Here is a 25,749-nt window from a genome sequence, read left to right as displayed (position 1 = left end):
GTAGTAACGTTCAAAAAATGGTGCTGGCGGCTGCGGTGCAGATGGATGCCGTGCTCGGCGATGTCGAGGCGAATCTTGCGGCGTGCGAACGACTCGCCGATGAGGCGGGTGCCGCCGGCGCGAAAATCATTGCCCTGCCCGAGTTCTTCACCACCGGTATCGGTTTCCTCGAAGCGTTGGTGGACGCGGCGCTGCCGGCCGACGGCCCCGCCGCCGCGTTGCTCACCGACCTGGCGCGCCGGCACGGCGCACTGGTAGGCGGATCGTTCCTGTGCCGAGACGAGGACGGGCACATCCGCAACGCGTACCTACTGGCCGATCCGAGCGGCATCGTCGGCCGGCACGACAAGGACCTGCCGACCATGTGGGAGAACGCGTTCTACGTCGGCGGCAGTGATGACGGCGTGCTGGCCGCGGGCGAGCACCGGGTCGGGGCCGCGGTGTGCTGGGAGCTGATGCGCACGCAGACCGTCCGCCGCCTCGCCGGGCGCGTTGATCTGGCCATGACCGGATCCGGCTGGTGGTCGATACCGCAATGGCATCCACGCCGGCTGTTCGCGCGGCTCGAGGCGCGCAACGCGGCAACCGCCCGGCGGGCCGCCGCGGACTTCGCCCGCTACCTCGGCGCACCGGTCGTGCACGCTGCCCACTGCGGTGCGCTGGACTGTCCGATGCCGTTGGCGCCCTTGGAATATCACGGCCATTTCGAAGGTGGGGCGTTGATCGTCGATGCCGGCGGCACCGTGGTCGCCGAACGCACACGCACCGCCGGAGAGGGCATCGTGGTGGGGGAGATCGAACTCGGTCGACGCACGCCGCCAGAAGCAGCGGGCACCGGCTTCTGGCTGCACCGGCGCGGCGCGCTACCCGCGGCGGTCTGGCACTACCAGCGTTGGCATGGCCGCCGCTGGTACCGGCGGAATGCGGTCCGGCCATGAGCGTGCTCGTCCGGGTCGGCCTTGTCGAACTCGCCTTCGGCGCGCTGCTCGGCTGGGCGATGGTGGGCAACCTTGCCGCACCCCAGCTGATGACACGGATCGGGATCATCAGCCCGCGCCGCATCCTGCAGGCCCACCTCGACTACGTGATGATGGGTCTGATCCTCATAGCCGTCGGGCTGGCGCTGCCGGCGTTGGCCAGCTGGATCGCGGTGCTCGTGATCGGTGGCACGCTGCTGAACCCGACGTTGTTCCTACCGCTCGCCTTCAACGAACGGTTGGCCAAAACCCGTGGTTTTCAAGGTGTCAGCGCCGTGTCGTTCCTGGCCACCAGCGTCGGGCTGGTCGCCGCGGCGTGCAGCTCGCTGTAGCTCTCAGCTCTTGTTGCGCTTGACCTGATTGAACGGCACACCGCGGTCGGCGGCCGCTTCGCGGGGGAACCCGAGCACCCGCTCGCTGATCACGTTGCGGGCCATCTCCGAGCTGCCGCCCCCCAGCGACCCGGTCTGCCGGGACAGGTAGCGCACGCCGATCTCGAGCAGGCCGTCACCGTCATCGATCACCCCGGCGGTACCGGCGATGGCGAGCGCGGTGTCGACCTCCAGTTCGGTGGTCTCGGCGTGGAACAGCCGGATCAGGGTGCCGGCGTTGGGCGGCAGCGACCCGTCGGCGATGGAGCGCGACACGTGCTCGATCAACTGTTCCTTGACGATCCGGCGGGCGAACGCCCGGCCGGCGAGGTCCTGCACCCGCGGATCGGTGTCCTGGCCGGTGGCCACCGCAAGACCGACGTGGTCGGGCGGCATCTCGCTGGCATTTTCGGCACCGGTGCCGCTGGCGAACTCGGATCCGCCACCGACCGCCCGCCGCTCATGGTGCAACTGACGCGAGGCCACCGTCCAGCCGTCGTTGACCGCGCCGACCACGGCGTCGTCGCCGAGCTCCAGACCGTCGAAGAATTCCTCGCAGAATTCCTCGTTGCCGTTGACCTCCTTGATCCGGCGCATGGTGATGCCCGGGGCGGCCAGCGGCACCAGGAACATGGTCAGGCCCTCGTGCTTGGGCACGGTCCAGTCGGTGCGGGCCAGCATCAGACCGTAGTCGGCGGCGAAGGCGCTGGTGCTCCAGGTCTTGGCGCCGTTGATGATCCACTTGTCGCCGACCTTTTCGGCGCGGGTGATCACACCGGCCAGATCGGACCCGCCGCTCGGCTCGGACAGCAACTGGCACAGGATCTCGTCGCCGCGGATCGCCGCCGAGATCCGTTCGCGCTTCTGCTCCTCGCTGCCCATGTCCAGGATGGTCGCCCCGCAGATGGTGAACGACGGGGTGTTCAGGATCAGCGGCATCTCATAGCTGCGGCATTCGGCATTGAACGCCTTCTGGTAGGCCAGATCCAGCCCCAGGCCACCGTATTCGCGGGGGAAGCAGATCCCGGCGAAGCCGCCTTCGTACAGCTTCTTCTGCAATTCCTTGGCGCGATCCCAGGACTCCTGCTCGGCGCGCACCATGAACGGCGGATTGTCCGGATCGATCGGCGGCATGTTCGCCGCCAGCCAGGTCCGGGCGCGGGCGGCGAAGTCGGTGACCGACTCCTCGGTACCGGTGGCGATGGCGGTGTCGGTCATGCGGGAACCTTCCGGCTCAGTTCGAAGATGATGCGGTGGTGGTCCTCGGGGGACCCGAACATCGCACGGTTCAGTGCGGCGCGGCGCAGATACAGGTGTAGATCGTGTTCCCAGGTCACCCCGATCCCGCCGTGCAGTTGCACGCAGTCCTGCAACATCACCGGAGCGCGTTCTCCCACATAGGCTTTCGCCACACTGACCAGCTTGCGGGCGTCGGGGGAGCGGCGCCCGACAGCCTCGGCCGCGCCGAGCGTCGTCGCCCGGGCCGCTTCGAACCACATCTTCATATCGGCGAAGCGGTGTTTGAGGGCCTGATAGGACGCCAGGGGACGGCCGAAACTGTGCCGGTCGAGCAACCACTGGTTGGTCATGGCCAGCACCGCGTCCAGAATGCCGACGGTCTCGGCGCACTGCAGCACCAGCGCCACCTGACGCTGGCGTTCGATCACCTCCGGGGTCTGCTCGGCCGAGCCCAGCACGGCCTCGGCGCCGACCTGGACACCGTCGAAACGGACACGGGCATAACAACGCACCATGTCCAGCGACCGCTGCGCCTCGACACTGACCCCGGCCGTCTCGGTCGGCACCACGAACTGGCGCACCGCGCCGTCGAGCACCGCGGTCACCAGCAGGATGTCGGCCGAGTCGCCAGCCTCCACCCGGTCCTTGACGCCGTCGAGCCGGTAGCCGCCGTCGGTCGCGGTGGCGGTGAGTTGCGGGTCAAGGGGGGAGAACGGCCGGCCCGGCTCGTAGACCGCCCAACTGGCCACCGCCTCCCCGGAGACCAGTGATTCGATCGTCGACTCGTGATGCTCCGGTGCCTCGACCAGCCCGGCCAGCACCACGCTGACCGGATGCAGCGGCCCGGGCGCAACGGAGCGACCCGCCTGCTCGGCGAGCAGGGTCAGGTCCGCGACGCCGTCACCGGAGACGCTGCCGCCGCCGAGATCCTCGGGCACCAGCAGGCTCGCCCAGCCCAGCTCGGCGGCGCGCTGCCACCATCCGGAATCGAATGGGAGTCCGGTGTCGTGCATTTCGCGCACCCGGGCCAACGGTGCTTCCTTCTCCAGAAAGGCCTGGGCGGTCGAGGCGAACAGCATCTGTTCCGGGTTGGCGGCGGCGGTCATAGTGAGCTCCTGATCACGCGAAGGTCATCGCGGGTACGTCGGGCTTGTGCACGATCTGGTTGGGCACTTTGAACAGGTCGACCAGGTTGCCGCCCATTACCTTTCGCACTCCCTCGGGGTCGAGTCCGTGCTGCTCGAGGTCGTCGACCAGATTGATCGGATCGGCCAGGCCCTCCGGATGCGGCCAGTCCGAACCGAAGATGACCCGGTCGACGCCGCACAGGTCGGCCATCTCCTTGAAGTTGTCCTCCCAGAACGGCGCGACGTAGACGCCGCGCCGGAAGGCCTGGATCGGGTCTTCGGGGAACTCGCCGGGCATCTTCGAGTAGACGTCGGCGAACTGGTGGAACAGGTACGGCACCCAGGAGGCACCGTTCTCCACCGACAGGATGCGCAGGTCCGGATTGCGGGTGAGCGCGCCGTGGCAGACCAGCGCGGCCATGGTGTCCTCGATGGGGCGCTTGCCCATCGCCACCATCCGGAAGGCGGTCGGTTTGAACGGCAGGTATTCGTCGGCCGGCTCCCAGTCGTTGAGGTACTGGGCGTAGCCGCTGTCGGAGGCGTGCATGCAGACAGGGATGCCCGCGTTCACGCAGGCCCGCCAGAACGGGTCGAATTCTTCGAGTCCCATCGACCGGGTGCCGCGGTACCCGGGCACCGGGGCGGGCCGCACCAGGACCGTCTTCGCCCCGCGCTCCAGGCACCATTCGAGCTCCTGCAGCGCACGGTCGACGTTGGGCAGGGTGATGACCGGCGTGGAGAAGATCCGGCCTTCGTGGTTGAACTGCCAGGTCTCATACATCCACTGGTTCAGCGCGTGGATGATGTCGTGGATAAGGTCCGGGTCGTCCTTGAGGCGTTCCTCGACCAGGCTGGCCAGCGTGGGGAACATGATCGTGTAGTCCAGGCCCAGGCTGTCCATCACCTCCAGGCGCGCTTCCGGGTTGCGGAAGGCCGGGATGGCCTTCATGGGCTTGCCCATCACCTCGCGGTAGCTCTTGCCGCCGCTGCCGTGCCGGAAGTACTCCTCCTGCGCGCCGGGGCGGGCGACCACTTCGAAGGTCGGGTTGGGAATGTAGTCGCTGATGTGGTTGCGGACCATGATCTTGGTCCGGCCGCGTACATCGATGTAGTCGATGACGCCTTTTCGGTTGTCCGGGAGGAACTGCGTCAACGCCTCTTTGGGCTCATAGAAGTGATTGTCGGCGTCGAACACCGGATACGACAACGTCCGTGATGGCATTTCCGTCTCCTGAAAGGCTGATTTCCGTGGAGTGGTAATGACGTTACCACGGCTGGCGGATGGGGTGACCGGGGTCACGCAACAGGCTGCGCACACAGAATTCGTAGATGTGGGTGCCCTCGATGGGCGCGCCGTTCAGCTCGGCCCCGAGCACCCGCAGGCGCAGGGCGCCCAGCACGGTCTGCATGATCAGTGCCGCGGCGGTGTCGGTCTCGGTGCGCGATGCCGCCCGGAAGACGCCCTCGTCGATGCCCGCGGTGATGATGTCGACGATCAGCTCGTGCAGCGGCGACAGCACCCGGGCGTATTCGCGGGGCAGCGTCTCGGCGAGGTGGTCGTTGTAGAACGTCAGGCCGCGATTGATGCTGTCCTGCTTGGTGGAGGCGGCCGGCGCGCTGATCCGGTCCACCAGGGTGCGCAGTGCGGACACGGCGTCCAGGCCCTGCACCTCGGTGCGCCACCGTGCCGAGGACTCGGTCATGATCTTGTCGACCAGTGCCAGCAGCAACTCGTCCTTGGTGGAGTAATGCTGGTAGAACGACCGCAACGAGGTCTTGGACCGTTCCACCACGGCGAGCACGGTGAAGTCGGTGCGGCCGGTCTCGCCGAGGATCTCCAGGGCGGACTTCATGAACCGGGCGGGCCGCGACTCGGCCTCGCCGCCGCGCGCCGTGGCCTTGGTCATCTGTCGACTCCTCAAGATCGGAACCATTGTGCAACCGATGAGAATGACGTTACCGTTTCCGGAGAGCCGCTAGGAAGGGACGAGATGACGACTTCGGATCAGGCGCAGGAGCAGGTGCTGTGGACGCTGGAGGGGCTACTCGAGCTCTTCGAGCCGCAACCCGACGGTGACAACCGGTTCGTCGCGCAGACCGGGCTGGCCGGAGCCGACGACCGTCAGGTGGTGGAGGGGACCCAGGTTCTCGCCCAGGCCATCGTGGCGGTCGCCAAGCGCTTCCCGGACAAGTCGGTGCGCTCGGCCTATGCGGTCTTCGCCCGGGTCGTGCTGGTGGGCCCACCGGTGGAACTCCACATCGACGTGGTTTCCGAGGGACGGTCGACCGCCACCGCGGTGGTGACCGCGTCGCAGAACGGCAAGCGCTGCATCACCGTCACGGTGCTGGCCGACGTGCCCTCCGGCGACGTCATCCGCCACCACCTGCCCCGGCCAGAGGTGGCGGCACCGGGCGACGCGCAGCCGCCGATCATGGAGATGACCGGGCGCCAGGTGCGGCTGGTGGACGTGGTCGACGTCAACAGCCCCGACGAGGTCGGCCCGCCGGAGATCCACGCTTGGCTACACTATGACCCGATCCCGGCTCGGGATGATCTGGCCAAGGCTCTGATCGCGTATTTCACTGGACACCTGGGGATTTCGACGACCATGCGTGCACATGACGGTATCGGCACCGCCCAAGCCCACCTGACGGTGTCGACCGCCCCGATGACCCTGTCGGTCAGCTTCCACGAACCCGTGCAGTGGAACGGCTGGCTGCTGTACGGGCACGAGAGCACCCAGGTCGGTGCCGGCATGTCCTATGTGCGCGGCACGGTGCACACCGAGGAAGGTGAACTGCTGGCGTCGTTCAGTCAGGACGGTCTGATCCGCCCGCTGCGCACCACCGACACCGACATCAAGCACCAGTCGCGGCTCTGACGTCCCAGGCGTGATGCACGATGTCGTGCAGGTGGTACACCGCGATGGAGGCGATGGTGAATTCGCTTCCGTTGCTGCGTAGCCCACGCCGGGACCAGGCATCCGCGGGCACGCCCCGATAGGTGGCGGCCACCGCGGTCGCGGCATCGAACAACTCACCGGCCACCACCGCCGGGTCCTGGGACCGGTAGTCGTCGGCGACGGCGGTGGCATCCTGGTCCCAGTTCGGGAACCGCGGGTCGGTCTCGGTGAGCATCAATTGCACGCGGTGATCGAAGATGCGGTGCACGTCGCGGATATGACACCCGTATTCCAGCGGCGACCACACCCCGGGTGCGGGCCGGGCGTCCACGCCGGGCCGGGCCAGCCGGGCCATCCAGTCGGCCGCGTCGGCGCTCAGCAGGTCGGCCACGGCGGTGGGTTCGATGGCGGCCGGGTCGAAACCGCACTCCGGGCAGGGCCGGGTCAACACCCAGGTCCAGTCCTTGGTGTCGGGTTCGACGGATTCGATCCCGTCGGTCACATCGCGCCGGGGGCGAAGGTGTCGCACTTGTTCGGATCGCCGGTCTGGTAGCCGATGGTGAACCACTTCTGCCGTTGCTCGGATGACCCGTGTGTCCATGCCTCCGGGTTCACCCGGCCGGTGGCCTGCTTCTGGATGCGGTCGTCGCCGACGGATGCCGCGGCCGACAAGGCATCCTCGATATCCTTGTCGCTCAACGGCTCCAGGAACGGCTGCCCGGTGCTTTCCTGTTTGGTGATGGCCGCGTAGTGGGCCCATACCCCGGCGTAGCAGTCGGCCTGCAGTTCGGTGCGCACGCCGCCCCCCTTGGGGCCCTGCGGATCCTGCTGCGCGCGACCGAGTACACCGAGCAGGTTCTGCACATGGTGGCCGAATTCGTGGGCGACAACGTACTCCTGCGCCAATGGTCCACCGCTGGAACCGAATTGGTCACGCAGCAGGTCGAAGAAGTCGGTGTCGAAGTAGGCGGTGCGGTCGGCCGGGCAGTAGAACGGGCCCACCGCACTGTCGGCGGGCCCGCAACCGGTGTCCACCTGGCCGGTGAACAAACGGACCTGCGGGCGCTGGTAACCCTGTAGCTGTTGGGCCCATACCGCGTCCACCGAGTTTCCGGTGGCGACCACGCGGCACTGCACGATCTCGTTGGCGTCGGCGCCGGTCTTGCACTGGCTGAGGTCGAACCCGGGATCCGAATACCCCTCGGTGGCATAGTCGCCGCCCTGGGTCTGTGGCATCACGCTGCCCGGATCCACGCCGAGGAACAGCGCCACCACGATCAGCAGCAGGCCGCCGAGTCCGCCGCCGACGGCGATCCGGCGTCCGCCGCCTCCACCGCGGCCGCCGCTGCTGGACGTGGTGCTCGTGTCGATCTGCATACCCTCGTTGAAGGTCATCGTCCCCACCAACTCCGTCCGTCGGCACTGTCGCCCGGTTCACGCCGGGTTCAGCTTTCCACACTACGATTTGGGCGTGCCTCCAGTCGCGGAACTGTCGACGATCGTGGAGACGTCGCACGGCCGGCTCCGCGGCACCGGTGAGGGGGGCGTGGGAGTCTGGCGCGGCGTCGCCTACGCCGAACAACCCGTCGGCGATCTGCGATTCCTGGCGCCCCGGCCGCCGCAGCCCTGGGCCGGTGTCCGCGATGCGATCGACCACGGCCCGTTGCCGCCGCAGGGCCGCTCCTTCGTGGGCGGCGGCCGGGATGACCCCAAGATGCGCGACGAGGCCTGCCTGACCGTCACCGTCTGGTCCCCGGACGTGACGGGCTCGTTGCCGGTGATGGTGTGGATCCCCGGCGGCGCCTTCGTCTACGGCGCGGGCCAGTTGCAGCTCTACAACGGTTCGCGGCTGGCCGCCAACGGCAACGTCGTCGTCGTCAACGTCACCTACCGGCTGGGGGTGTTCGGCGGATTCGAGCTCGGTGACCTCGGCCCCGGTTTCGACGACAACCTGTGCCTGCGGGACCAACTCGCCGCATTGCGATGGATCCGGGAGAACATCGCGGCGTTCGGCGGTGATCCGCAGCAGGTCACGGTGTTCGGGGAGTCGGCGGGCGCGACCTCGGTGCTGGCACTGCTGGCCAGCCCCGCCGCCGGGGGCCTGTTCCAGCGCGCCATCGCGCAGAGTCCGGCGCTGCCGCTGATCGCCGATCGGGAAACCCGGGCGCGTCAGTCCCGGGCCTTCCTGGCCGAACTCGGCGTGCAGGCCGACGAGGTGAAGGCGCTGCCGCAGCGCCGGCTGCGCCGCGCCGCCGGCCAGATCCAGTTGGAGAGCGCGGCCCAGACCCCGGTGCTGGCCTACGGGTTGACCCACGGTGTCGATCTGCTGCCCGAGCACCCGATCGATGCGGCCCGGTCGGGACGGGTCGTCCCGATCCCGTTGATCATCGGCACCAACAGTCACGAGGCGTCGATGTTCGCCTGGGGTAAGCCGCCGATGCTGCCGACCACCGCGGCCGGTGTGGACGGGTTCTTCGCCCGCGTCGCACCGGATGCCCGGGACCGGGTGCTGTCCGCCTATCCCGGGTTTCCGCGCCGGCGCGCACTGATCGACTTCGGCTCCGACGCCATGTTCGGCGCCCCGACCTGGGCGTTCATCGACGCCTACAGCGCGGACGCGCCCACCCACGTGTACCGCTTCGACCACACCACCTGGACCTTGAAGGCGCTGGGCCTGGGCGCGACGCACGGCAGCGAGATCGTGCACATCCAGCACAGCTACAGCTCCTATCTCGGGCGCAAGCTGCACCCGCTGGGCCGGCGCGTCCAACCGTCGGTGGGCAGGCGGATGCAGCGGACCTGGTTGGATTTCGCCACCGCTGGTCTCAGCGACTGGCCCCGCTATGACGCGCAGTACCGCCGCACCCTGGTGATCCGCTCGACCCGCGACGTCACCGTCGAGGACCCGGACGGCATCCGGCGCTCGGCCTGGGACGGCGTGTACTGAAGTCAGTTCGGCGCGGCGGCGAAAACCGTTCGTAGCGCGTCCGTGTCACCGCTGACGTCGATCATCGCGGCGGCGGTGTCGAGGGTCAGCATCCCGGCCGCGAGCCCCAGGATCACCGGGGCCTCGGCGCGTATGACCGCCTCGGGCCGGTGGTCGCCGGGTTCGGTCACGGTGACGCCGGACGGCGTCGCGTGCAGGTGGACGCTGCCCTCGTGTACCTCGACCGCGATCGTCGCGGTGCGATCCGGGGGAGTGCGGTGGGCGAACAGGGCGGGCAGGGCCAGCAGCAACCACTCGGCGCGGAAGTGATCGCCCTGGGGCCCGCGGACCATCAACGGCCCCGACCACCGGATGAGGCCCTCGATGGGGTCCCGCAGCTCGGCGCCCCAGGCGGTGAGTGCGTATTCGGGTAGGCCGGCCTCGCCGAGGCGACGTTCGATCACACCGGCGGCCTCCAGATCGCGGAGCCGGTCGGCGAGCAGGTTGGTCGCCACTCCGGGCAGGCCGTCGCGCAGCGTGCCGTAGCGGGCGGGGGCGATGAGCAGTTGGCGGACGATGAGCAGATTCCACCGGTCGCCGACCACGTCCAGCGAACGGGCGAGCCCGCAGTAGTGACCGTATTCCTTCGCCATCCCACTCCCACTTGATAAAATCAACTGTGCTTGATTATATCAAGCAGCCACCGTTGCGAAGGGGGAGTCATGTCGGTACGGCAGCGGCCGGAGTGGGTCGACGACCGGTTGTTCCCATTCGAAAGTCGGTTCGTCGATGTCGCCGGGCACACCGTGCATTACATCGACGAGGGCACCGGGCCGGTCCTGTTGTTCCTGCACGGAAACCCGACCTGGTCCTTCGTCTACCGCGACGTCATCAAGCAGTTGCGCACCGAGTTCCGTTGCATCGCAGTAGATTATCCGGGGTTCGGGTTGTCGTGGGCGACGTCGGGCTATCGGTATCTGCCCGCGGAGCACGCGCAGGTGATCGTCGGCGTCGTCGACGCCCTGGCCCTGAGTGGAGCGACCCTGGTGGTGCACGACTGGGGCGGCCCGATCGGGCTGGCCGCCCTGGCCCAGCGCCGCGCCGCGTTCGACCGGGTGGTGGTGGCCAACACCTGGGCGTGGCCGACCGAGGCAGTGGCAGCCCAGGTCATGTCGCGGGTGGTGGGCTCGCCGGCGGGCCGGTTCCTGATCCGGCGGTTCAACCTGTTCGTGCAGGCGATGATCCCGGCCGGGCACCGGTTTCGGAAACCCTGTCCGACGGAGATGGCGCACTACCAGCGGGCGCTCGCCGACCCTGCGCGCAGGGAAGCTTCGGGTGTCTTCCCGCGCGAGATCACCGCCGGCCGTGAGTTCCTGGCCGGCGTAGCGGCGACGCTGCCGGTCACCGGGGCGCTGCCGGCCCTGCTGATCTGGGGTACCGGGGACATCGCCTTCGGAGACGCCGAACTGCGGCGGTGGCGGGAGGTCTTCGCCGATCATCACGTCGCGGCCATCGAGGGGGCCGGGCACTTCGTGCAGTCCGATGCGCCGGCGGAGTTCGCCGCCGCGATCCGGGACTGGTTTCAGCGGTAGCGCCGGTCGGTGTACCGGCGCAGGTTGTGCAGGAACCGCTGGAACATCCACCCCATCACCGGCTTACCCGCGCGCATACCGATTCGCGCCGCCGCACCGTTGGGCTTCATCGCCATCACCCAGGTCAGGTGGCAGCCTTGCTCGGTGGGCTCGATCCAGTAATCCTCGGCGAATGCGGCGATACTGCTGGTCGAGGCTTCGTTGAACCGAAAGGCCATGTGGCTGTGCGGTTCCCAGGCCAGGAACTCCTCGTCGCCGACGATGCCACCGCGCATGTGCACGGTGCGGGTGGTGCCGACGTCGTAGGGCTGGGGGCTGGTCCAGGTCACCTTGGTGATGACGCTGGCCCACTGCGGCCACGACCCGGCGTCGGAGAGCACCTCGAACAGCTGCTCGGGAGTGATCGCCAACTCGACGGTGCTGACGAAGCGGAACGGGGCATCGGAGATGAAGTCCAGGTCCACGCGCTCGCAGGGGTACATGGTCGGCACCTGCCGACCCTATATGCCGCCGCACCCCGCGGGTGGACCCACTCTCTAGACTGAGCAATCGTCCCGACAGTTCTTCACGAGGAGTTTTTGTGCTGCGCACCCATGCCGCCGGTTCGTTGCGGTCCACCGACGCCGGTCAGACGGTGACCCTGGCGGGTTGGGTGGCGCGACGGCGCGACCACGGCGGCGTCATCTTCATCGACCTGCGGGACTCCTCGGGCACCTCCCAGGTGGTGTTCCGGGACCCGGCGGTCCTGGAGCAGGCCCACCGGTTGCGCGCCGAGTTCTGTGTGGCGATCACCGGCGTCGTCGAGGTGCGCCCGGAGGGCAACGCCAACGCCGAGATCGCCACCGGCGAGATCGAGGTCAACGCCACCGAGCTGACCGTGCTGGGCGAGAGCGCACCGTTGCCGTTCCAGTTGGACGAGACCGCCGGCGAGGAAGCCCGCCTGAAGTACCGCTACCTGGATCTGCGCCGCGAAGGCCCCGGCAACGCAATCCGGTTGCGCTCCAAGGTGAATGCGGCTGCCCGCGGGGTGCTCGCCGAGCACGACTTCGTCGAGATCGAGACCCCCACGCTGACCCGGTCCACTCCCGAGGGTGCGCGCGACTTCCTGGTGCCCGCCCGGCTGCAGCCCGGCAGCTTCTACGCCCTGCCGCAGAGCCCGCAGCTGTTCAAGCAGCTGCTGATGGTCGCCGGCATGGAGCGCTACTACCAGATCGCCCGGTGTTACCGGGACGAGGATTTCCGCGCCGACCGCCAGCCCGAGTTCACCCAGCTCGACATGGAGATGAGCTTCGTCGATGCCGACGACGTCATCGCCATCTCGGAAGAGGTGCTCCGGGCCGTATGGTCGACGATCGGCTACGACCTGCCCCTTCCGCTGCCGCGGATCAGCTACGCCGAGGCGATGCGCCGGTTCGGTTCGGACAAGCCCGATCTGCGGTTCGGTGTGGAGCTGGTGGAGTGCACCGAGTACTTCTCCGACACCACCTTCCGGGTCTTCCAGGCGCCCTATGTCGGCGCCGTGGTGATGGCGGGTGGTGCCTCTCAGCCGCGCCGCACCCTGGACGGCTGGCAGGAGTTCGCCAAGCAGCGCGGGCACAAGGGCCTGGCCTATGTGCTGGTCGGTGAGGACGGTGAGCTGGGCGGCCCGGTCGCCAAGAACCTCACCGACGCCGAGCGCGCGGGTCTGGCGGCGCACGTCGGCGCCAAGCCCGGGGACTGCATCTTCTTCGCCGCGGGCACCGCCAAGGCCGGGCGTGCGCTGCTCGGCGCGACCCGCATCGAGATCGCCAAGCGCCTGGACCTCATCGATCCCACCGCGTGGGCGTTCACCTGGGTGGTGGACTGGCCGATGTTCGAGTCCGCCGAGGACGCGACCGCCTCCGGCGACGTGGCGGTGGGCTCCGGCGCCTGGACCGCGATGCACCACGCGTTCACCTCGCCCAAGCCCGAGTCCGAGTCGACCTTCGACAGCGATCCGGGCAGCGCGCTGTCCAACGCCTACGACATCGTCTGCAACGGCAACGAGATCGGCGGCGGTTCGATCCGTATCCATCGCGGCGACGTGCAGGAGCGAGTTTTCGCGATGATGGGCATCGATCACGACGAGGCCCGAGACAAGTTCGGCTTCCTGCTCGACGCATTCAGTTACGGTGCGCCGCCGCACGGCGGAATCGCCTTCGGCTGGGACCGAATCACCGCGCTGCTGGCCGGCGTCGACTCGATCCGTGAGGTCATTGCGTTCCCGAAGTCCGGTGGCGGCGTCGACCCGTTGACCGATGCGCCCGCGCCGATCACCGCGCAGCAGCGCAAGGAGTCGGGAATAGACGCCAAGCCGGAGAAGCTGGAGAAGGCATGAGCGAAGCTTGCGAGCGAATCATGGGACCTGAATGCGGCAGCCGAGCCTGCGAGGCAGTCGCATGACCGAAGAACCGGACAAGGACAAGCTCATCGCTGACGCCGCGGCGCTGGACGACTTCAACCGGGCCATCGTCGAGGAGTTCCGGGCCAACGATGGCAAGGTCGGCGGTCCTTTCGAGGGCGCGACGCTGGTGCTGCTGCACACGACCGGCGCCAAGTCCGGCCAGCCGCGCCTGTCGCCGCTGGCCTACCTGGAGATCGACGGCAAGGTGCTGGTCGTCGGCTCCTACGCGGGAGCGCCGTCCAACCCGGCCTGGGTCTACAACCTGCGGGCGAACCCGAAGGCACGCGTCGAGGTCGGCACCGACAGCTACGAGGTCGTCGCCCGGGAGCTGCCCGCCGATGAGCGCGACACGACGTATCCGAAGATCGTCGCGTTGGCGCCGGTGTTCGCCGAATACCAGGCCAAGACGTCCCGGGCGATCCCGCTGTTCGAATTGACGCGCGCGTAGCAAACGCCGCTGCGTGCGGACCGGGCTTCGCCTTATGCTGTGCGCTGGCTCAGCGTTTCGTATGCTCACCCCGACTGTCTGTGTACGGGGGGAATTTCAGTGGGCACACCTGTCGCGCGCGATCCGGCGCCGAACACCGTGGACTACATGGATCACGCATCCTATGTCGCGCTGCGGGCGCTGCGCCGCGGCCCGGTGGGGCAGTCGGTATGGATCTACGAGCGGGGCGTCGATCTCGACGGCCTGCGCCGGTTCCAGCGCAATCTGGAACACACGTTGCTGGGCCGGCGCATCGAGCGCTCGCCCCTTCCGTTCGGCCGGCACCGCTGGGTGGCCTGCGCCGGGCCGGACAGCATCGCCGTCACCGCCGGTGAACGCGCCCGCTCTCAGGTGTGGGAGTGGGCCAACGAGCGGGCCAAGATCCCGGTCGACCCGGAGAACGGTCCGCCCTGGCATCTGGCCGTGCAACCGCTGACCGGCGGCGGATCGGCGGTGTCGCTGGTGTTCTCGCACACCATCGCCGACGGTGCCGCGTCCACTCTGTCGATCGTGTCCGCGGTCGAGGGGCACCGGTGGGAACTGGGGTACCCGCCGCCGGGGTCGCGGCCGTTCGGCACGGCGCTGCGCGAGGATCTGGCCGGCGCCGCCCGCGCACTGCGCACGATCCCGTCCTCGCTGCTGGGCACCGTGCGGCTGCAGCGCCAACAGGCCGCGGCCAAACCGAAGACCGACAAGGCCGACAAGCCCGCACCGGCGGCACCGTCCGGGTCGAAGGAACCGGTCACCGTGCCGATGGTGGCCGCGAGCGTGGACGTGGCGAGCTTCGACGCCAAGGTCGCCGAACTGGGCGGCACCCGCAATGCGTTCGTCGCCGCGCTGGCCGCCCGCCTCGGCCACGCCCTCGACCGGGTCGACGAAGACGGGAACGTGATGCTGACGTTCCCGGTCAGTGAACGCACCGAGGGCGATACCCGGGGCAACGCGCTGAACGTCATCACCGTGACGGTGGACCCCGAGACGGTGCTCACCGATCTGGGCGATCTGCGCAAGGCGGTCAAGGACGCCCTGGTCCAGATGCAGGCCACCCGGGACGCCATGATGGCACCGCTGCCGTTGATCCCGTTCGTACCGAAAGTCCTGATGGCCACCGTGGAGAAGGCCGTGCTGCAGGAGGGCCGGCCGATCGGGTGCTCGAACGCCGGTGACATGCCGCCCGCTCTGAGCCGGATCGACGGGACCGAAGCGGACTTCTTCATCGGGCGGATGATCGAGAACGGTGTCACCGAAGACGCCTTCGCCCGCCGGGGTGGGCATCTGGCACTCGGCGTCACCATCTCGGGCGGCACCGTCGCCATCAGCATCGCGTCCTGGAAGGTCGGCGGCCCGAACTCGGCGCCGGCCCTGGCCGAGGCCGTCGGAAAGGCCTTCGCGGACTTCGGGCTGACGCCGACGATCGAGTGGTGAGGCTATAACCGCTCGATGATGGTGGCGTTGGCCATGCCGCCGCCCTCACACATGGTCTGCAGCCCGTACCGGGCACCACGCTGGTGCAGCGCATTGACCAGGGTGGTCATGATCCGGGCCCCGCTGGCGCCCAACGGGTGCCCGATCGCGATCGCGCCCCCGTTCACGTTCACCTTCGCAAGATCGGCTCCGGTGTCAGCCGCCCAACTCAGCACCACCGGGGCGAAGGCCTCGTTGACCTCGAACAGGTCGATGTCCGACAGTTGGAGCCCCGCTTTGCGCAGCACCTTCTCGGTGGCCGGGATGACACCGGTCAGCATGTATAGCGGATCGGATCCGACCACCGTGGTGGTGTGGATGCGCGCCAGCGGCCGCAACCCCAGCCGGTTCGCGGTCTCGCCGCTGGTGATCATCACGGCGGCGCTGCCGTCGGACAACGGCGACGAGTTGCCCGGGGTGATCTCCCAGCCGATCTGCGGGAACCGTGCCGCATAGGCCTCGTTGTAGAACGCCGGCCGCAGCCCGGCCAGGGTGTCGACGGAGGTGCCCGGCCGGATGATCTCGTCGGTGCTCAGTCCGGCGATGGGGGCCAGTTCGGTGTCGAACAGGCCGTCCTTGGTGGCCGCGGCCGCCTTCTCGTGGCTGCTCGCCGAGAACTCGTCGAGTTGGGCCCGCGACAGCTTCCACTCGGCCGCGATCAGTTCGGCGCTGATGCCCTGGGGGACAAGGCCTTCGGAGTAGCGGGCGGCCATGTCGCGGCCGAACGGGTCGCTGCCGGGCAGTACCGAGGAGCCCATCGGCACCCGCGACATCGACTCGACGCCGGCGGCGATCACGATGTCGTAGGCGCCGGCCAGCACGCCCTGGGCGGCGAAGCTGATGGCCTGCTGGCTGCTGCCGCACTGGCGGTCCACCGTGGTGCCGGGGACCGATTCCGGGAACCCGGCGCCCAGCAGTGCGTTGCGGGCGATGTTCACCGCCTGGTCGCCGACCTGTGTGACGGCACCGGCGATGACGTCGTCGACCTGCACCGGGTCGACGCCGGTGCGGGCGACGAGCTCGCGGAGGCTGTGCGCCAGCAGGTCGGCGGGTAACACGTCGTGCAGGCCGCCACCGGGCTTGCCCTTGCCGACCGGGGTGCGTACGGCGCCGACGATGACCGCGTCGCGATCCGAGAATCCTGACATTTTGTCTCCTGAACCTCACCGCTGAGTATGCTCTTGTGTACCCAGATATAGCACCTGGGTATAGCTAAAACAACCCAGCTGTCGAAAGGATTCCGATGCCGGTGCTGCAGGGCCCGTTGGCCGACCGGGACGCGTGGTCGGCGATCGGTGAGTGCCCGATAGAGAAGACGATGGCCGTCGTCGGCCAGAAATCGGCGATGCTCATCATGCGCGAGGCGTACTACGGGACCACCCGGTTCGACGACTTCGCCCGGCGGGTGGGCCTGACCAAGGCGGCGACGTCGGCGCGGCTGGCCGAACTGGTCGATTCGGGTTTGCTGACCAAACGGCCGTACCGGGCGCCCGGGCAGCGGGAGCGGTCCGAATATGTGCTCACCCAGGCGGGGGTCGACTTCATGCCGGTGGTCTGGTCGATGTTCGAATGGGGGCGCAGGCACCTGCCCTACAACGGCCGCCTCAAGCTCACCCACCTGACCTGCGGGTCCGACGCGCATGTGGAAATCGTCTGTGCCGAAGGGCATTCCGTACCCCTCGACGAGCTCGGCATGCGATTGGTCGGCAGGGGCGGGGCGGCCGCGGGAGAGTCGGGGTAGCCGCCCGCGAACGGCTCATCCACGGTACGGTCAGAGCACCCGCGGGCTTTTCGCCCGAAGATATTGACTAGTCTGTTAAAATCTGCTGTCGGGTATGCTGGCCGCCGTATTTCAGTAGACCCGTAGCAAAGTCGACTGCGTGCAGGGGGGCCCGTACGCGCCGGCCGAGTCATCGCGGCACGAAAGGGCCCCCGATCTATGAGCGACGCCGCCAACAACACGCTGGCCTATATGGACCAAGGTTCCTACCTGGGGCTGCGTGCCCTGGGCCGCGGGCCGGTGATCCAATACGTGTGGATCTATGAGCGTGGTGTCGACATGGAGGGGCTGCGGCGCTTCCACCGCAACCTGTCCGGCGGGCTGCTCGGCAGACTCGTCGAACGCTCCGCCATCCCGTTCGGCCGGCACCACTGGGTGCGCTCCGGTGAATCGACCGGAATCGACATCTCCGCCGTCGAGCGTCGCCGCGACGAGATGTGGGACTTCGTCGACGAGCGCGCCAACGTGCCCGTCGATCCCGAGTTCGGGCCGCCGTGGCACATCGGGGTGCAGCCCCTCGTGGAGGGCGGCGCGGTGGTCACCCTGGTGGTGTCGCACACCGTCGCCGATGCCGGTGCCCTGATCGAATCCATCGTCGGAGCCGTCGACGGCACCAGCCGGAACCTCAACTATCCGGCCCGCGGATCGCGCACCCGTCGACAGGCGCTGCGCGAGGACGCCCGCACCACGCTGCGCGCACTCGGTGAGGTTCCCGCCGCCGTCATCGGCGCGGCCCGCATCGCGCGCGAGCAGTCCGAGGATCTGTCCGAGTCGGCGAAGGCGGCCGCACCCGCCTCGGCCGTCCGGCACCCGCAGCAACCGGTCAACCTGCCCACCGTGGCGGTGCGGGTCGACGAGGCCGAATGGGACGCCCGGGCGAAAGCTCTCGGCGGCTCCAGCAATGCCCTGCTCGCCGGGCTCGCCGCCCGCATCGGCGTCATCGTCGGCAGGGTCGACGCCGACGGCAAGGCGATGCTGTCGCTGCCGGTCAGCGAGCGGGTCGCCGACGACACCCGGGGCAACGCGCTCAACACCATCACGGTCATGGCGGACGGGCACACCGCGCCGACCGATCTGAGCCCCATCCGGGCGGACATCAAGTCGGCGCTCATCGAGTGCGCCGACAAACGGGAACAGCTGCTGGCTCCATTGCCGCTGGCGCCGTACACACCGAAATTCCTGCTGCGCCGCCTGGAGAAACTGGTTCTCAAGGTCGGCAAGCCGATCGGCTCGTCCAACTCCGGTGCACTGCCCGATCAGGTGAACCGCCCCGACGGCACACCCGCGGACCTCTTCTTCGCCACCTCCCCGGAGCCCGGACTCACCGCCGGAGACCTGGAGCGGATGGGTGGCCGCATGCTGCTGGCCGCCGGTTCCGTCGGTGGCGCCGTCTGCATCTCCGTCGCCTCCTGGGAGCCCGGCGCGCCGAATACCAAAGAGGCGCTGATGCAATCGGTCAAGGAAGCTTTCTACGATTTCGAACTCACCGCCGTGCTGGAGTAGTGCCCGCCGAGTCGTGCGCGATGCGGCCGGAAGCGACCTGTGATGGGATCGGACGCTATGGGCATCAAAGTGGCGCTGGAGCACCGCACCACCTACACCTTCGACCGGCTGGTCGACGTGCACCCGCACGTCGTACGGTTGCGTCCGGCCCCGCATTCGCGAACCCCGATCGAGGCCTACGCGCTGCACGTCGAGCCGTCCGAGCATTTCGTCAACTGGCAACAGGATGCCTTCGGTAACTTCGTGGCGCGCCTGGTGTTCCCGAACCGCGCACGCAGTGTGTCGATCACCGTCGGGCTGATCGCCGACCTGAAGGTGATCAACCCGTTCGACTTCTTCATCGAGGAATGGGCGGAGACCTTCCCGTTCAGCTACCCGGCGGCCCTGCTCGCCGATCTCGAGCCGTTCCTGCGACCGGTCGACGAGGACGGCCCCGGATCCGGCCCGGGCCCGCTGGTCACCGAATGGGTGCGCGACTTCCACATCGCCGAGGGCACCCCCACCATCGACTTCCTGGTCAAGCTCAACGCCGCGGTACGGGCCGATGTCGGGTACAGCGTGCGGATGGAACCCGGTGTGCAGACACCGGATTACACGCTGCGCACCGGTGTCGGGTCATGCCGGGACTCGGCCTGGCTGCTCGTCTCCATCCTGCGCCGGCTCGGGCTGGCCGCCCGATTCGTCTCCGGCTATCTGGTCCAGCTGACCTCCGACATCCCCGCGCTCGACGGTCCGTCCGGCCCGGCGGCTGATTTCACCGACCTGCACGCCTGGACCGAGGTGTACATCCCTGGTGCCGGCTGGATCGGGATGGACCCGACGTCGGCGCTGTTCGCCGGGGAAGGGCACATCCCGTTGTCGGCCACGCCGCACCCGACCTCCGCGGCGCCCATCACCGGCGCCACCGGCCCCTGCGAGTCCACGCTGGACTTCAGCAACATCGTCACCCGCATCCACGAGGACCCGCGGGTCACGCTGCCCTACACCGGCCAGGCATGGACGGCGATCACCGCGCTCGGCGAGCAGATCGACCAGCGGCTCGCGGCGGCCGATGTGCGCCTGACGGTGGGCGGGGAACCCACCTTCGTCTCGATCGACAACCAGACCGATCCGGAATGGACCACCGCGGCCGACGGTCCGCACAAACGCGAGCGCGCCTCCGCGCTGGCCGAGCGACTCCGCGCGCGGTGGGCGCCGACCGGCCTGGTGCAGCGCAGTCAGGGCAAGTGGTATCCGGGAGAACCGTTGCCGCGCTGGCAGATCGGGCTGCACTGGCGTACCGACGGCAAACCGCTGTGGAACGATCCGGCGCTGCTGGCCGATCCGTGGGCGGAAACCGGGCCCGCCGCCGTACCCGCCGGCGCGGGAGCCGACCTGCTCGCCGCGATCGCCGACGGGATGGGACTGCCCCGCACCCAGGTGCGCCCGGCCTACGAGGACCCGCTGGCCCGGCTGGCCGCCGCGGTGCGACGCCCGGCCGGGGAACCGGTCGACCCGGACGACGACCTGGCCGAGGATGATCCGGTCCGGCGCGCCCGCCTGCTCGACCGGCTGGACGCCTCCGTCGCCGAACCGGCGGCCCACGTACTGCCGCTGCACCGGCGTGCGGACGACAGCGGCTGGGCCAGTGCGGACTGGAGGATGCGGCGCGGCCGAATCGTGTTGTTGCCCGGTGATTCCCCGGCGGGCCTGCGGCTCCCGCTGGATTCGATCAGCTGGACCCCACCCCGCCCGGAGGTCGAGGCCGACCCGACCGCACCCCGGGCCGAGTTGGGGCCCGGGCCGGCCGAGGCCGAGCAGGCCGTGGTCGAGAAGGGGGAGGCCACACCCACCACGGCGCTGGTGGCCGAGGTGCGCGCCGGGCTGCTCCACGTGTACCTGCCACCCACCACCGATCTGGAGCACTTCGTCGACCTGGTGTCACGTCTCGAACGGGCTGCCGCCGCGATCGAGGTGCCGGTGGTCATCGAGGGCTACGGGCCCCCGCGCGATGCCCGTATCACCTCGATGAGCGTCACCCCCGATCCCGGTGTCATCGAGGTGAACGTCGCGCCCACAGCGAGTTTCGGTGAGCAGAAGGCTCAACTGGAGGCGCTCTACGAGGAGGCGCGGCTGGCCCGGCTGTCCACCGAGTCGTTCGACGTGGACGGCACGCACAGCGGTACCGGCGGCGGCAACCACATCACCCTGGGCGGTGTGACACCGGCGGATTCGCCGCTGCTGCGGCGCCCGGATCTCCTGGTGTCCATGTTGACCTACTGGCAGCGTCACCCGGCGCTGTCCTATCTGTTCGCCGGCCGGTTCATCGGCACCACGTCGCAGGCGCCGCGGGTGGACGAGGGCCGTGCGGAGTCGTTGTACGAGTTGGAGATCGCGTTCGCCGAGATCGCGCGGCTGTCGGAGGAGGACGCCCCACCCGCAGGTCTGGATGGTCGCTCCGCAAGCGTCGCTCCGTGGGTCACCGACCGGGCCCTGCGCCACCTGCTCACCGACATCACCGGCAACACCCACCGCGCCGAGTTCTGCATCGACAAGCTCTACAGCCCGGACAGTCCCACCGGCCGGCTCGGCCTGCTGGAACTGCGCGGATTCGAGATGCCTCCGCATCATCAGATGGCGATGGTGCAGTCACTGCTGGTGCGCGCGCTGATCTGCTGGTTCTGGGACCGTCCGCTGCGTGCCCCGTTGATACGGCACGGCGCCAACCTGCACGGCCGATACCTGCTGCCGCACTTCCTGATTCAGGACATCGCCGATGTGGCCGCGGATCTGCGGGCGCACGGGATACCGTTCGAGACCAGCTGGCTGGATCCGTTCACCGAGTTCCGGTTCCCACGCATCGGCACCGCCGTGTTCGACGGTGTCGAGATCGAACTGCGCGGGGCCATCGAGCCATGGAATGTGCTCGGGGAGGAATCCACCGGCAGCGGCACCGCGCGGTACGTCGATTCCTCGGTGGAAAGGGTCCAGGTGCGCCTCGTGGGCGCTGACCGTCAGCGCCACGTCGTCACCGTCAACGGACACCCGATCCCGTTGCTGGCCACCGACAAGGAGGACGTCCAGGTCGGCGGAGTCCGGTACCGGGCCTGGCAGCCGCCGAGCGCGCTGCACCCCACGATCACGGTCGACGGGCCGCTGCGGTTCGAACTCATCGACACCTCGACCGGTGTGTCGCGCGGAGGGTGCACATATCACGTGGCCCATCCCGGCGGCCGGTCCTACGACACCCCGCCGGTCAATGCGGTCGAGGCCGAGTCGCGTCGTGGCCGCCGGTTCGAGGCCACCGGATTCACCCCGGGACGTGTGGATATGTCCGATCTCCGGGAGAAGCAGGCGCGGCAGTACACCGATACCGGTGCGCCGGGCATCCTGGACCTACGCCGGGTGCGTACCGTTCTGCGTTGATGGTCCTTCGTACGCACTCCACACCTGAGCCCGGCACCGGGACCTCGGGCGCTGCGGCGCGCACGTCCGACGTGCTCACCGCATACCGGGCCCGGCGTGCCCAGCAACCACTGTTCGACGTCCGCGGCACGCTCGACTCCGGATACGACGAGTTCATCGATGCCGCCGGGGACATCCGGCCGGGATGGCAGGAACTTGCCGAGTGCATCGCCGAACGGGGCCGCGGCGGACTGGACCGACTGCGCACCACGGTGCGCGACCTGGTCGACGATGGCGGCATCACCTACGTGCGGGTCGACCAGAACTCACCGAGTGACGATGCGGTGGCCGAACCCTGGCGCCTCGACGCGCTGCCGCTGCTGATCTCGACCACCGACTGGGACACCCTGGAAGCCGGGTTGGTGCAGCGGTCCCGGCTGCTGGACGCGGTGCTGACCGATCTCTACGGGGAACGCAGGTCGATCACCAGCGGCGTGTTGCCCCCGCAGCTGCTGTTCGCCCACCCGGCCTATGTGCGGGCCGCACACGGTATCCAGGTGCCCGGCCGGCACCAGCTGTTCCTGCACGGCTGCGATGTGAGCAGGAACGCCGCCGGGGCCTTCGTCGTCAATGCGGACTGGACGCAGGCACCGTCGGGCGCCGGCTATGCGCTGGCCGGCCGCCGGGTCATCGCGCACGCCGCCTCCGACATGTACGAGCGGATCGCTCCGCGCCCGGCATCCCCGTGGGCGCAGGCGTTGCGGCTGGCGCTCATCGACGCCGCACCCGAGTCCGCGGCCGAACCGATGGTGGTGGTGCTCAGCCCGGGCACCCAGTCCGAGACCGCCTTCGACCAGGCCTATCTGGCGAACGTCCTCGGCTTCCCACTGGTGGAGAGCGCCGATCTGGTGGTGCGTGACGGCAGGCTGTGGATGCGCTCGCTGGGCACCCTCAAGCGCGTCGACGTGGTGCTGCGCCGGGTGGACGCCGGTTACGTCGACCCACTGGATCTGCGGCCGGACTCCCGGCTCGGGGTGGTCGGCCTGGTCGAGGTGATGCGCCGCGGTGCGGTCACCGTGGTGAACACCCTGGGCAGCGGAATCCTGGAAAGTCCTGGGCTGCTGCACTTCCTGCCCCAACTCGCGCAGATGCTGGTGGGTGAGACCCCGATGCTCGCCTCCCCGCAGACCTATTGGGGCGGCGTCGACGTGGAACGCTCGCACCTGCTGTCGCACCTGTCCGCGCTGCTGATCAAACCGACCACCGGTGGCGACACCATCGTCGGGCCCGCGTTGACGGCGGCCCAACGCGACGAACTGGCCGCCCGGATCGCGGCCGAACCGTGGCGCTGGATCGGCCAGGAGCCTCCGCAATTCTCCTCGGCGCCCACGGATTACCATCCCGGCGGGGTCTCGGCCGCGGAGGTCGGGATGCGCCTGTTCACCGTCGCGCAGCGCGGCGGGTACGCACCGATGAGCGGCGGTCTGGGCTTCCTGCCGGCGCCTGGCATCAGCGCCTACACCATGGATACCGTTGCGGCCAAGGATGTCTGGGTCCGTACCCCGGACCGGGCCAGGGCGGTGCCCAGCCCGGCGGTGGACCTGCCGGTCATGACGCCGAGCCCGACCCGGTCGGTCACCTCGCCGCGGGTGCTGTCGGATCTGTTCTGGCTGGGCCGGTACGCCGAACGCGCCGAGCAGACGGCGCGGCTGCTCACCGTCACCCGTGAGCGGTACCACGAATACCGCTATCGCCAGCACACGGCGGAGAGCCAGTGCGTGCCGGTGCTGCTCGGCGCCCTCGGAGCCCTCACCGGAACCGACACCGCCGCAGCCGATGACGATCATGAGGCGATCGCGGTGGCGCCCAGCACGTTGTGGTCGCTGACCGCCGACCGGCGCCGCCCCGGGTCGCTGGCCCAGTCGGTCGAACGGTTGGGGCAGGCGGCCCGGGGTGTGCGCGACCAGATGTCCAACGACACCTGGATGGTGCTGGCCGCGGTGGAGCGCGCGGTGTCGCTGAACAAGGCCGGCTCACCCCCCGATACGCATGCGGCCGCGGACGCCTACCTGTTGACCGCGCACACCCAGACCCTGGCCGGCATGCTGGCGCTGTCGGGGATGGCCGCCGAGTCGATGGTGCAGGACATCGGCTGGACCATGATGGACATCGGCAAGCGCATCGAACGCGGGCTCGGCCTGACCGCGTTGCTGCGCGCCACGCTGGCCGCCGTGCGGCCGCCGGCCGCCGAACAGGCCGTCATCGATTCGATGCTGGTGGCCTGTGAATCGTCGGTGATCTACCGGCGCCGGACGCTGGGCAGGATCAGCGTGTCGGCGGTGGCCGACCTGGTGCTCTTCGACAGTGAGAACCCGAGATCGCTGGTGTTCCAGTTCGACCGGTTGCGCGCCGGGCTCAAACGGCTGCCCTCCGCCTCGGGCACCTCCCGGCCGGAACGGCTGGCCGACGAGATCGCCGCGACACTGCGCCGGGCCGACCCCGATGACCTGGAGACCGTCGCGGCCGACGGCACCCGGGCCGAACTCGTGGACCTGCTCGACGGTCTGCACACGGAGTTGCGCGAGCTGTCGAACCGGATCGTCGCAGCGCATCTCTCACTGCCGACCGGCATCCAGCCGCTGTGGGGTCCGGATGAGCGGAGGCAACTGCCGTGACCCTGCCCGGAACACGAAGCTACGAGATCACCCACCGCACCACCTACCGGTATTCCGACGATGTCACCAGTTCCTACGGCCGGGGGTTTTTGACCCCGCGGGACACCGGCGGACAGCGCTGCCTGTCCCACGAACTGGTCATCGAGCCGGACACCGCGGACAGCACCACCAGCGGTGACGTGTTCGGAAACCTCAGCTCCTACTTCCATGTCACCGAACCGCACCGGGTGCTGTCGGTGACCAGCCACTCCATCGTCGAGGTGGATCCGCCCGCACCGGACCTGTACAGCGGCGGCTCGGCCCGCGCCCCCTGGGAGATCGCCCGGCCGGTCGGCCCGGACGGCGCGCTGGCCTGCGAGTTCACCCTGGACCTGGTGTCCGCGGAGATCACCGACGAGGTACGTGCCTATGCCGCACCGAGTTTCACCCCGGGCCGGCCGCTGATCGAGGTGCTGCGTGATCTGAACTCCCGCATCTACACCGATTTCACCTACCGCTCCGGGTCGACGACGGTGTCCACCCGGGTGGCCGAGGTACTGGCCGCCCGTGAGGGTGTCTGCCAGGACTTCGCCCGGCTGGCGATCGCCTGCCTGCGGGCCAACGGCCTGGCGGCCAGCTATGTGTCGGGTTATCTGGCCACCGATCCGCCCCCGGGCCGGGAGCGGATGGTCGGGGTGGATGCCACCCACGCCTGGGCCTCGGTGTGGACCCCGCAGAATCAGTGGCTGGGCCTGGACCCGACCAACGACCAGATGGTCGACGAACGCTATGTGGTGGTCGGTTTCGGACGGGATTACGCCGACGTCCCGCCGCTGCGCGGCATCATCTATACCGAATCGGAGCGTAGCGTGATCGAAGTCTCGGTCGATGTGGCGCCGCGTTGAGGTAGTACCGGTTTA

At 68.9% G+C, this 25,749-nt stretch carries 22 protein-coding genes; 13 read left to right on the top strand and 9 right to left on the bottom strand.

The window, feature by feature from the left end; all coding sequences use genetic code 11:
* Positions 1-17: 17 nt before the first annotated feature.
* Positions 18-938 (top strand): carbon-nitrogen hydrolase family protein, encoded by a 921-nt coding sequence (locus V4U86_RS15510; RefSeq protein ID WP_395306861.1) that lies wholly within the window; start codon positions 18-20, stop codon positions 936-938.
* A complete protein-coding gene (locus V4U86_RS15505) occupies positions 935-1,309 on the top strand; it encodes a hypothetical protein (protein WP_395306860.1) in 375 nt (124 codons plus the stop codon). The genes V4U86_RS15510 and V4U86_RS15505 overlap by 4 nt, the downstream gene beginning before the upstream one ends.
* 3 nt (positions 1,310-1,312) lie before the next feature.
* Here the strand turns inward: V4U86_RS15505 and V4U86_RS15500 are convergent, their stop codons facing one another.
* From V4U86_RS15500 to V4U86_RS15485, 4 genes are read right to left on the bottom strand one after another with little or no spacing between them, the layout of a single operon-like run.
* A complete protein-coding gene (locus tag V4U86_RS15500; RefSeq protein ID WP_395306859.1) occupies positions 1,313-2,566 on the bottom strand; it encodes an acyl-CoA dehydrogenase family protein in 1,254 nt (417 codons plus the stop codon).
* On the bottom strand, positions 2,563-3,693 hold the full coding sequence (locus V4U86_RS15495; RefSeq protein WP_395306858.1) for an acyl-CoA dehydrogenase family protein: 1,131 nt from the start codon (positions 3,691-3,693) through the stop codon (positions 2,563-2,565). The genes V4U86_RS15500 and V4U86_RS15495 overlap by 4 nt, the downstream gene beginning before the upstream one ends.
* Before the next feature lie 13 nt (positions 3,694-3,706).
* Positions 3,707-4,936 (bottom strand): amidohydrolase family protein, encoded by a 1,230-nt coding sequence (locus V4U86_RS15490; protein ID WP_395306857.1) that lies wholly within the window; start codon positions 4,934-4,936, stop codon positions 3,707-3,709.
* A 43-nt stretch (positions 4,937-4,979) separates the two neighbouring features.
* On the bottom strand, positions 4,980-5,621 hold the full coding sequence (locus V4U86_RS15485; protein ID WP_395306856.1) for a TetR/AcrR family transcriptional regulator: 642 nt from the start codon (positions 5,619-5,621) through the stop codon (positions 4,980-4,982).
* 84 nt (positions 5,622-5,705) lie between these two features.
* On the opposite strand from V4U86_RS15485, the gene V4U86_RS15480 reads away from it, so the two are divergent.
* Complete coding sequence (locus tag V4U86_RS15480) at positions 5,706-6,596, top strand: acyl-CoA thioesterase (RefSeq protein ID WP_395306855.1); 891 nt, start codon at positions 5,706-5,708, stop codon at positions 6,594-6,596.
* On the opposite strand, the gene V4U86_RS15475 is transcribed toward V4U86_RS15480, so the two are convergent.
* Together V4U86_RS15475 and ypfJ are read right to left on the bottom strand one after the other, a co-directional pair.
* Entirely contained in the window at positions 6,574-7,119 is a 546-nt protein-coding gene (locus V4U86_RS15475) for a DinB family protein (RefSeq protein ID WP_395306854.1), read from the bottom strand. The two genes, V4U86_RS15480 and V4U86_RS15475, sit on opposite strands and share 23 nt — an antisense overlap.
* Positions 7,116-8,012 carry a KPN_02809 family neutral zinc metallopeptidase gene (ypfJ, locus tag V4U86_RS15470; protein ID WP_395306853.1) on the bottom strand — a complete coding sequence of 299 codons (897 nt, stop codon included), beginning with the start codon at positions 8,010-8,012 and terminating at the stop codon, positions 7,116-7,118. Before ypfJ ends, V4U86_RS15475 begins: the two co-directional genes overlap by 4 nt.
* On the opposite strand from ypfJ, the gene V4U86_RS15465 reads away from it, so the two are divergent.
* Complete coding sequence (locus tag V4U86_RS15465) at positions 7,993-9,564, top strand: carboxylesterase/lipase family protein (protein ID WP_425590836.1); 1,572 nt, start codon at positions 7,993-7,995, stop codon at positions 9,562-9,564. The two genes, ypfJ and V4U86_RS15465, sit on opposite strands and share 20 nt — an antisense overlap.
* A gap of 2 nt (positions 9,565-9,566) precedes the next feature.
* Here V4U86_RS15465 and V4U86_RS15460 read toward each other — a convergent pair whose 3' ends face one another.
* On the bottom strand, positions 9,567-10,196 hold the full coding sequence (locus V4U86_RS15460) for a winged helix-turn-helix transcriptional regulator (protein ID WP_395306851.1): 630 nt from the start codon (positions 10,194-10,196) through the stop codon (positions 9,567-9,569).
* Between the two features lie 69 nt (positions 10,197-10,265).
* Here V4U86_RS15460 and V4U86_RS15455 point away from each other — a divergent pair, with 69 nt between their 5' ends.
* Complete coding sequence (locus V4U86_RS15455) at positions 10,266-11,135, top strand: alpha/beta fold hydrolase (RefSeq protein WP_395306850.1); 870 nt, start codon at positions 10,266-10,268, stop codon at positions 11,133-11,135.
* Here V4U86_RS15455 and V4U86_RS15450 read toward each other — a convergent pair.
* Positions 11,126-11,617: an SRPBCC family protein gene (locus tag V4U86_RS15450; RefSeq protein ID WP_395312065.1), complete on the bottom strand. Its 492-nt coding sequence runs from the start codon at positions 11,615-11,617 to the stop codon at positions 11,126-11,128. The genes V4U86_RS15455 and V4U86_RS15450 overlap by 10 nt on opposite strands.
* A gap of 98 nt (positions 11,618-11,715) precedes the next feature.
* Here V4U86_RS15450 and aspS point away from each other — a divergent pair, with 98 nt between their 5' ends.
* The 3 genes from aspS (at position 11,716) to V4U86_RS15435 (ending at position 15,469) form a co-directional block, all read left to right on the top strand.
* Positions 11,716-13,491 carry an aspartate--tRNA ligase gene (gene aspS / locus V4U86_RS15445; protein ID WP_395306849.1) on the top strand — a complete coding sequence of 592 codons (1,776 nt, stop codon included), beginning with the start codon at positions 11,716-11,718 and terminating at the stop codon, positions 13,489-13,491.
* Positions 13,492-13,552: 61 nt separating this feature from the next.
* Complete coding sequence (locus tag V4U86_RS15440) at positions 13,553-14,005, top strand: nitroreductase family deazaflavin-dependent oxidoreductase (RefSeq protein WP_395306848.1); 453 nt, start codon at positions 13,553-13,555, stop codon at positions 14,003-14,005.
* 147 nt (positions 14,006-14,152) lie between these two features.
* Positions 14,153-15,469 (top strand): hypothetical protein, encoded by a 1,317-nt coding sequence (locus V4U86_RS15435; RefSeq protein WP_395306847.1) that lies wholly within the window; start codon positions 14,153-14,155, stop codon positions 15,467-15,469.
* Positions 15,470-15,471: 2 nt separating this feature from the next.
* On the opposite strand, the gene V4U86_RS15430 is transcribed toward V4U86_RS15435, so the two are convergent.
* On the bottom strand, positions 15,472-16,656 hold the full coding sequence (locus V4U86_RS15430) for a thiolase family protein (protein ID WP_395306846.1): 1,185 nt from the start codon (positions 16,654-16,656) through the stop codon (positions 15,472-15,474).
* 95 nt (positions 16,657-16,751) lie between these two features.
* Here V4U86_RS15430 and V4U86_RS15425 point away from each other — a divergent pair, with 95 nt between their 5' ends.
* The 5 genes from V4U86_RS15425 to V4U86_RS15405 all read left to right on the top strand — a co-directional run bounded on the left by V4U86_RS15425 (position 16,752) and on the right by V4U86_RS15405 (position 25,734).
* Positions 16,752-17,249, top strand: coding sequence for a winged helix-turn-helix transcriptional regulator (locus V4U86_RS15425; RefSeq protein ID WP_395306845.1), 498 nt, complete (start codon positions 16,752-16,754; stop codon positions 17,247-17,249).
* 198 nt (positions 17,250-17,447) lie between these two features.
* Entirely contained in the window at positions 17,448-18,791 is a 1,344-nt protein-coding gene (locus tag V4U86_RS15420) for a hypothetical protein (protein ID WP_395306844.1), read from the top strand.
* 57 nt (positions 18,792-18,848) lie between these two features.
* A complete protein-coding gene (locus V4U86_RS15415) occupies positions 18,849-22,196 on the top strand; it encodes a DUF2126 domain-containing protein (protein WP_395312064.1) in 3,348 nt (1,115 codons plus the stop codon).
* Entirely contained in the window at positions 22,196-24,850 is a 2,655-nt protein-coding gene (locus V4U86_RS15410; RefSeq protein ID WP_395306843.1) for a circularly permuted type 2 ATP-grasp protein, read from the top strand. The genes V4U86_RS15415 and V4U86_RS15410 overlap by 1 nt, the downstream gene beginning before the upstream one ends.
* Complete coding sequence (locus V4U86_RS15405) at positions 24,847-25,734, top strand: transglutaminase family protein (RefSeq protein ID WP_395306842.1); 888 nt, start codon at positions 24,847-24,849, stop codon at positions 25,732-25,734. Before V4U86_RS15410 ends, V4U86_RS15405 begins: the two co-directional genes overlap by 4 nt.
* Positions 25,735-25,749: the final 15 nt, after the last annotated feature.

The sequence above is a fragment of the Mycobacterium sp. AMU20-3851 genome (assembly GCF_043974665.1).
Classification (GTDB): Bacteria; Actinomycetota; Actinomycetes; order Mycobacteriales; family Mycobacteriaceae; genus Mycobacterium.
Note: the sequence above shows the minus strand (reverse complement) of the source record. Positions and strands in the feature narration are given on the sequence as shown.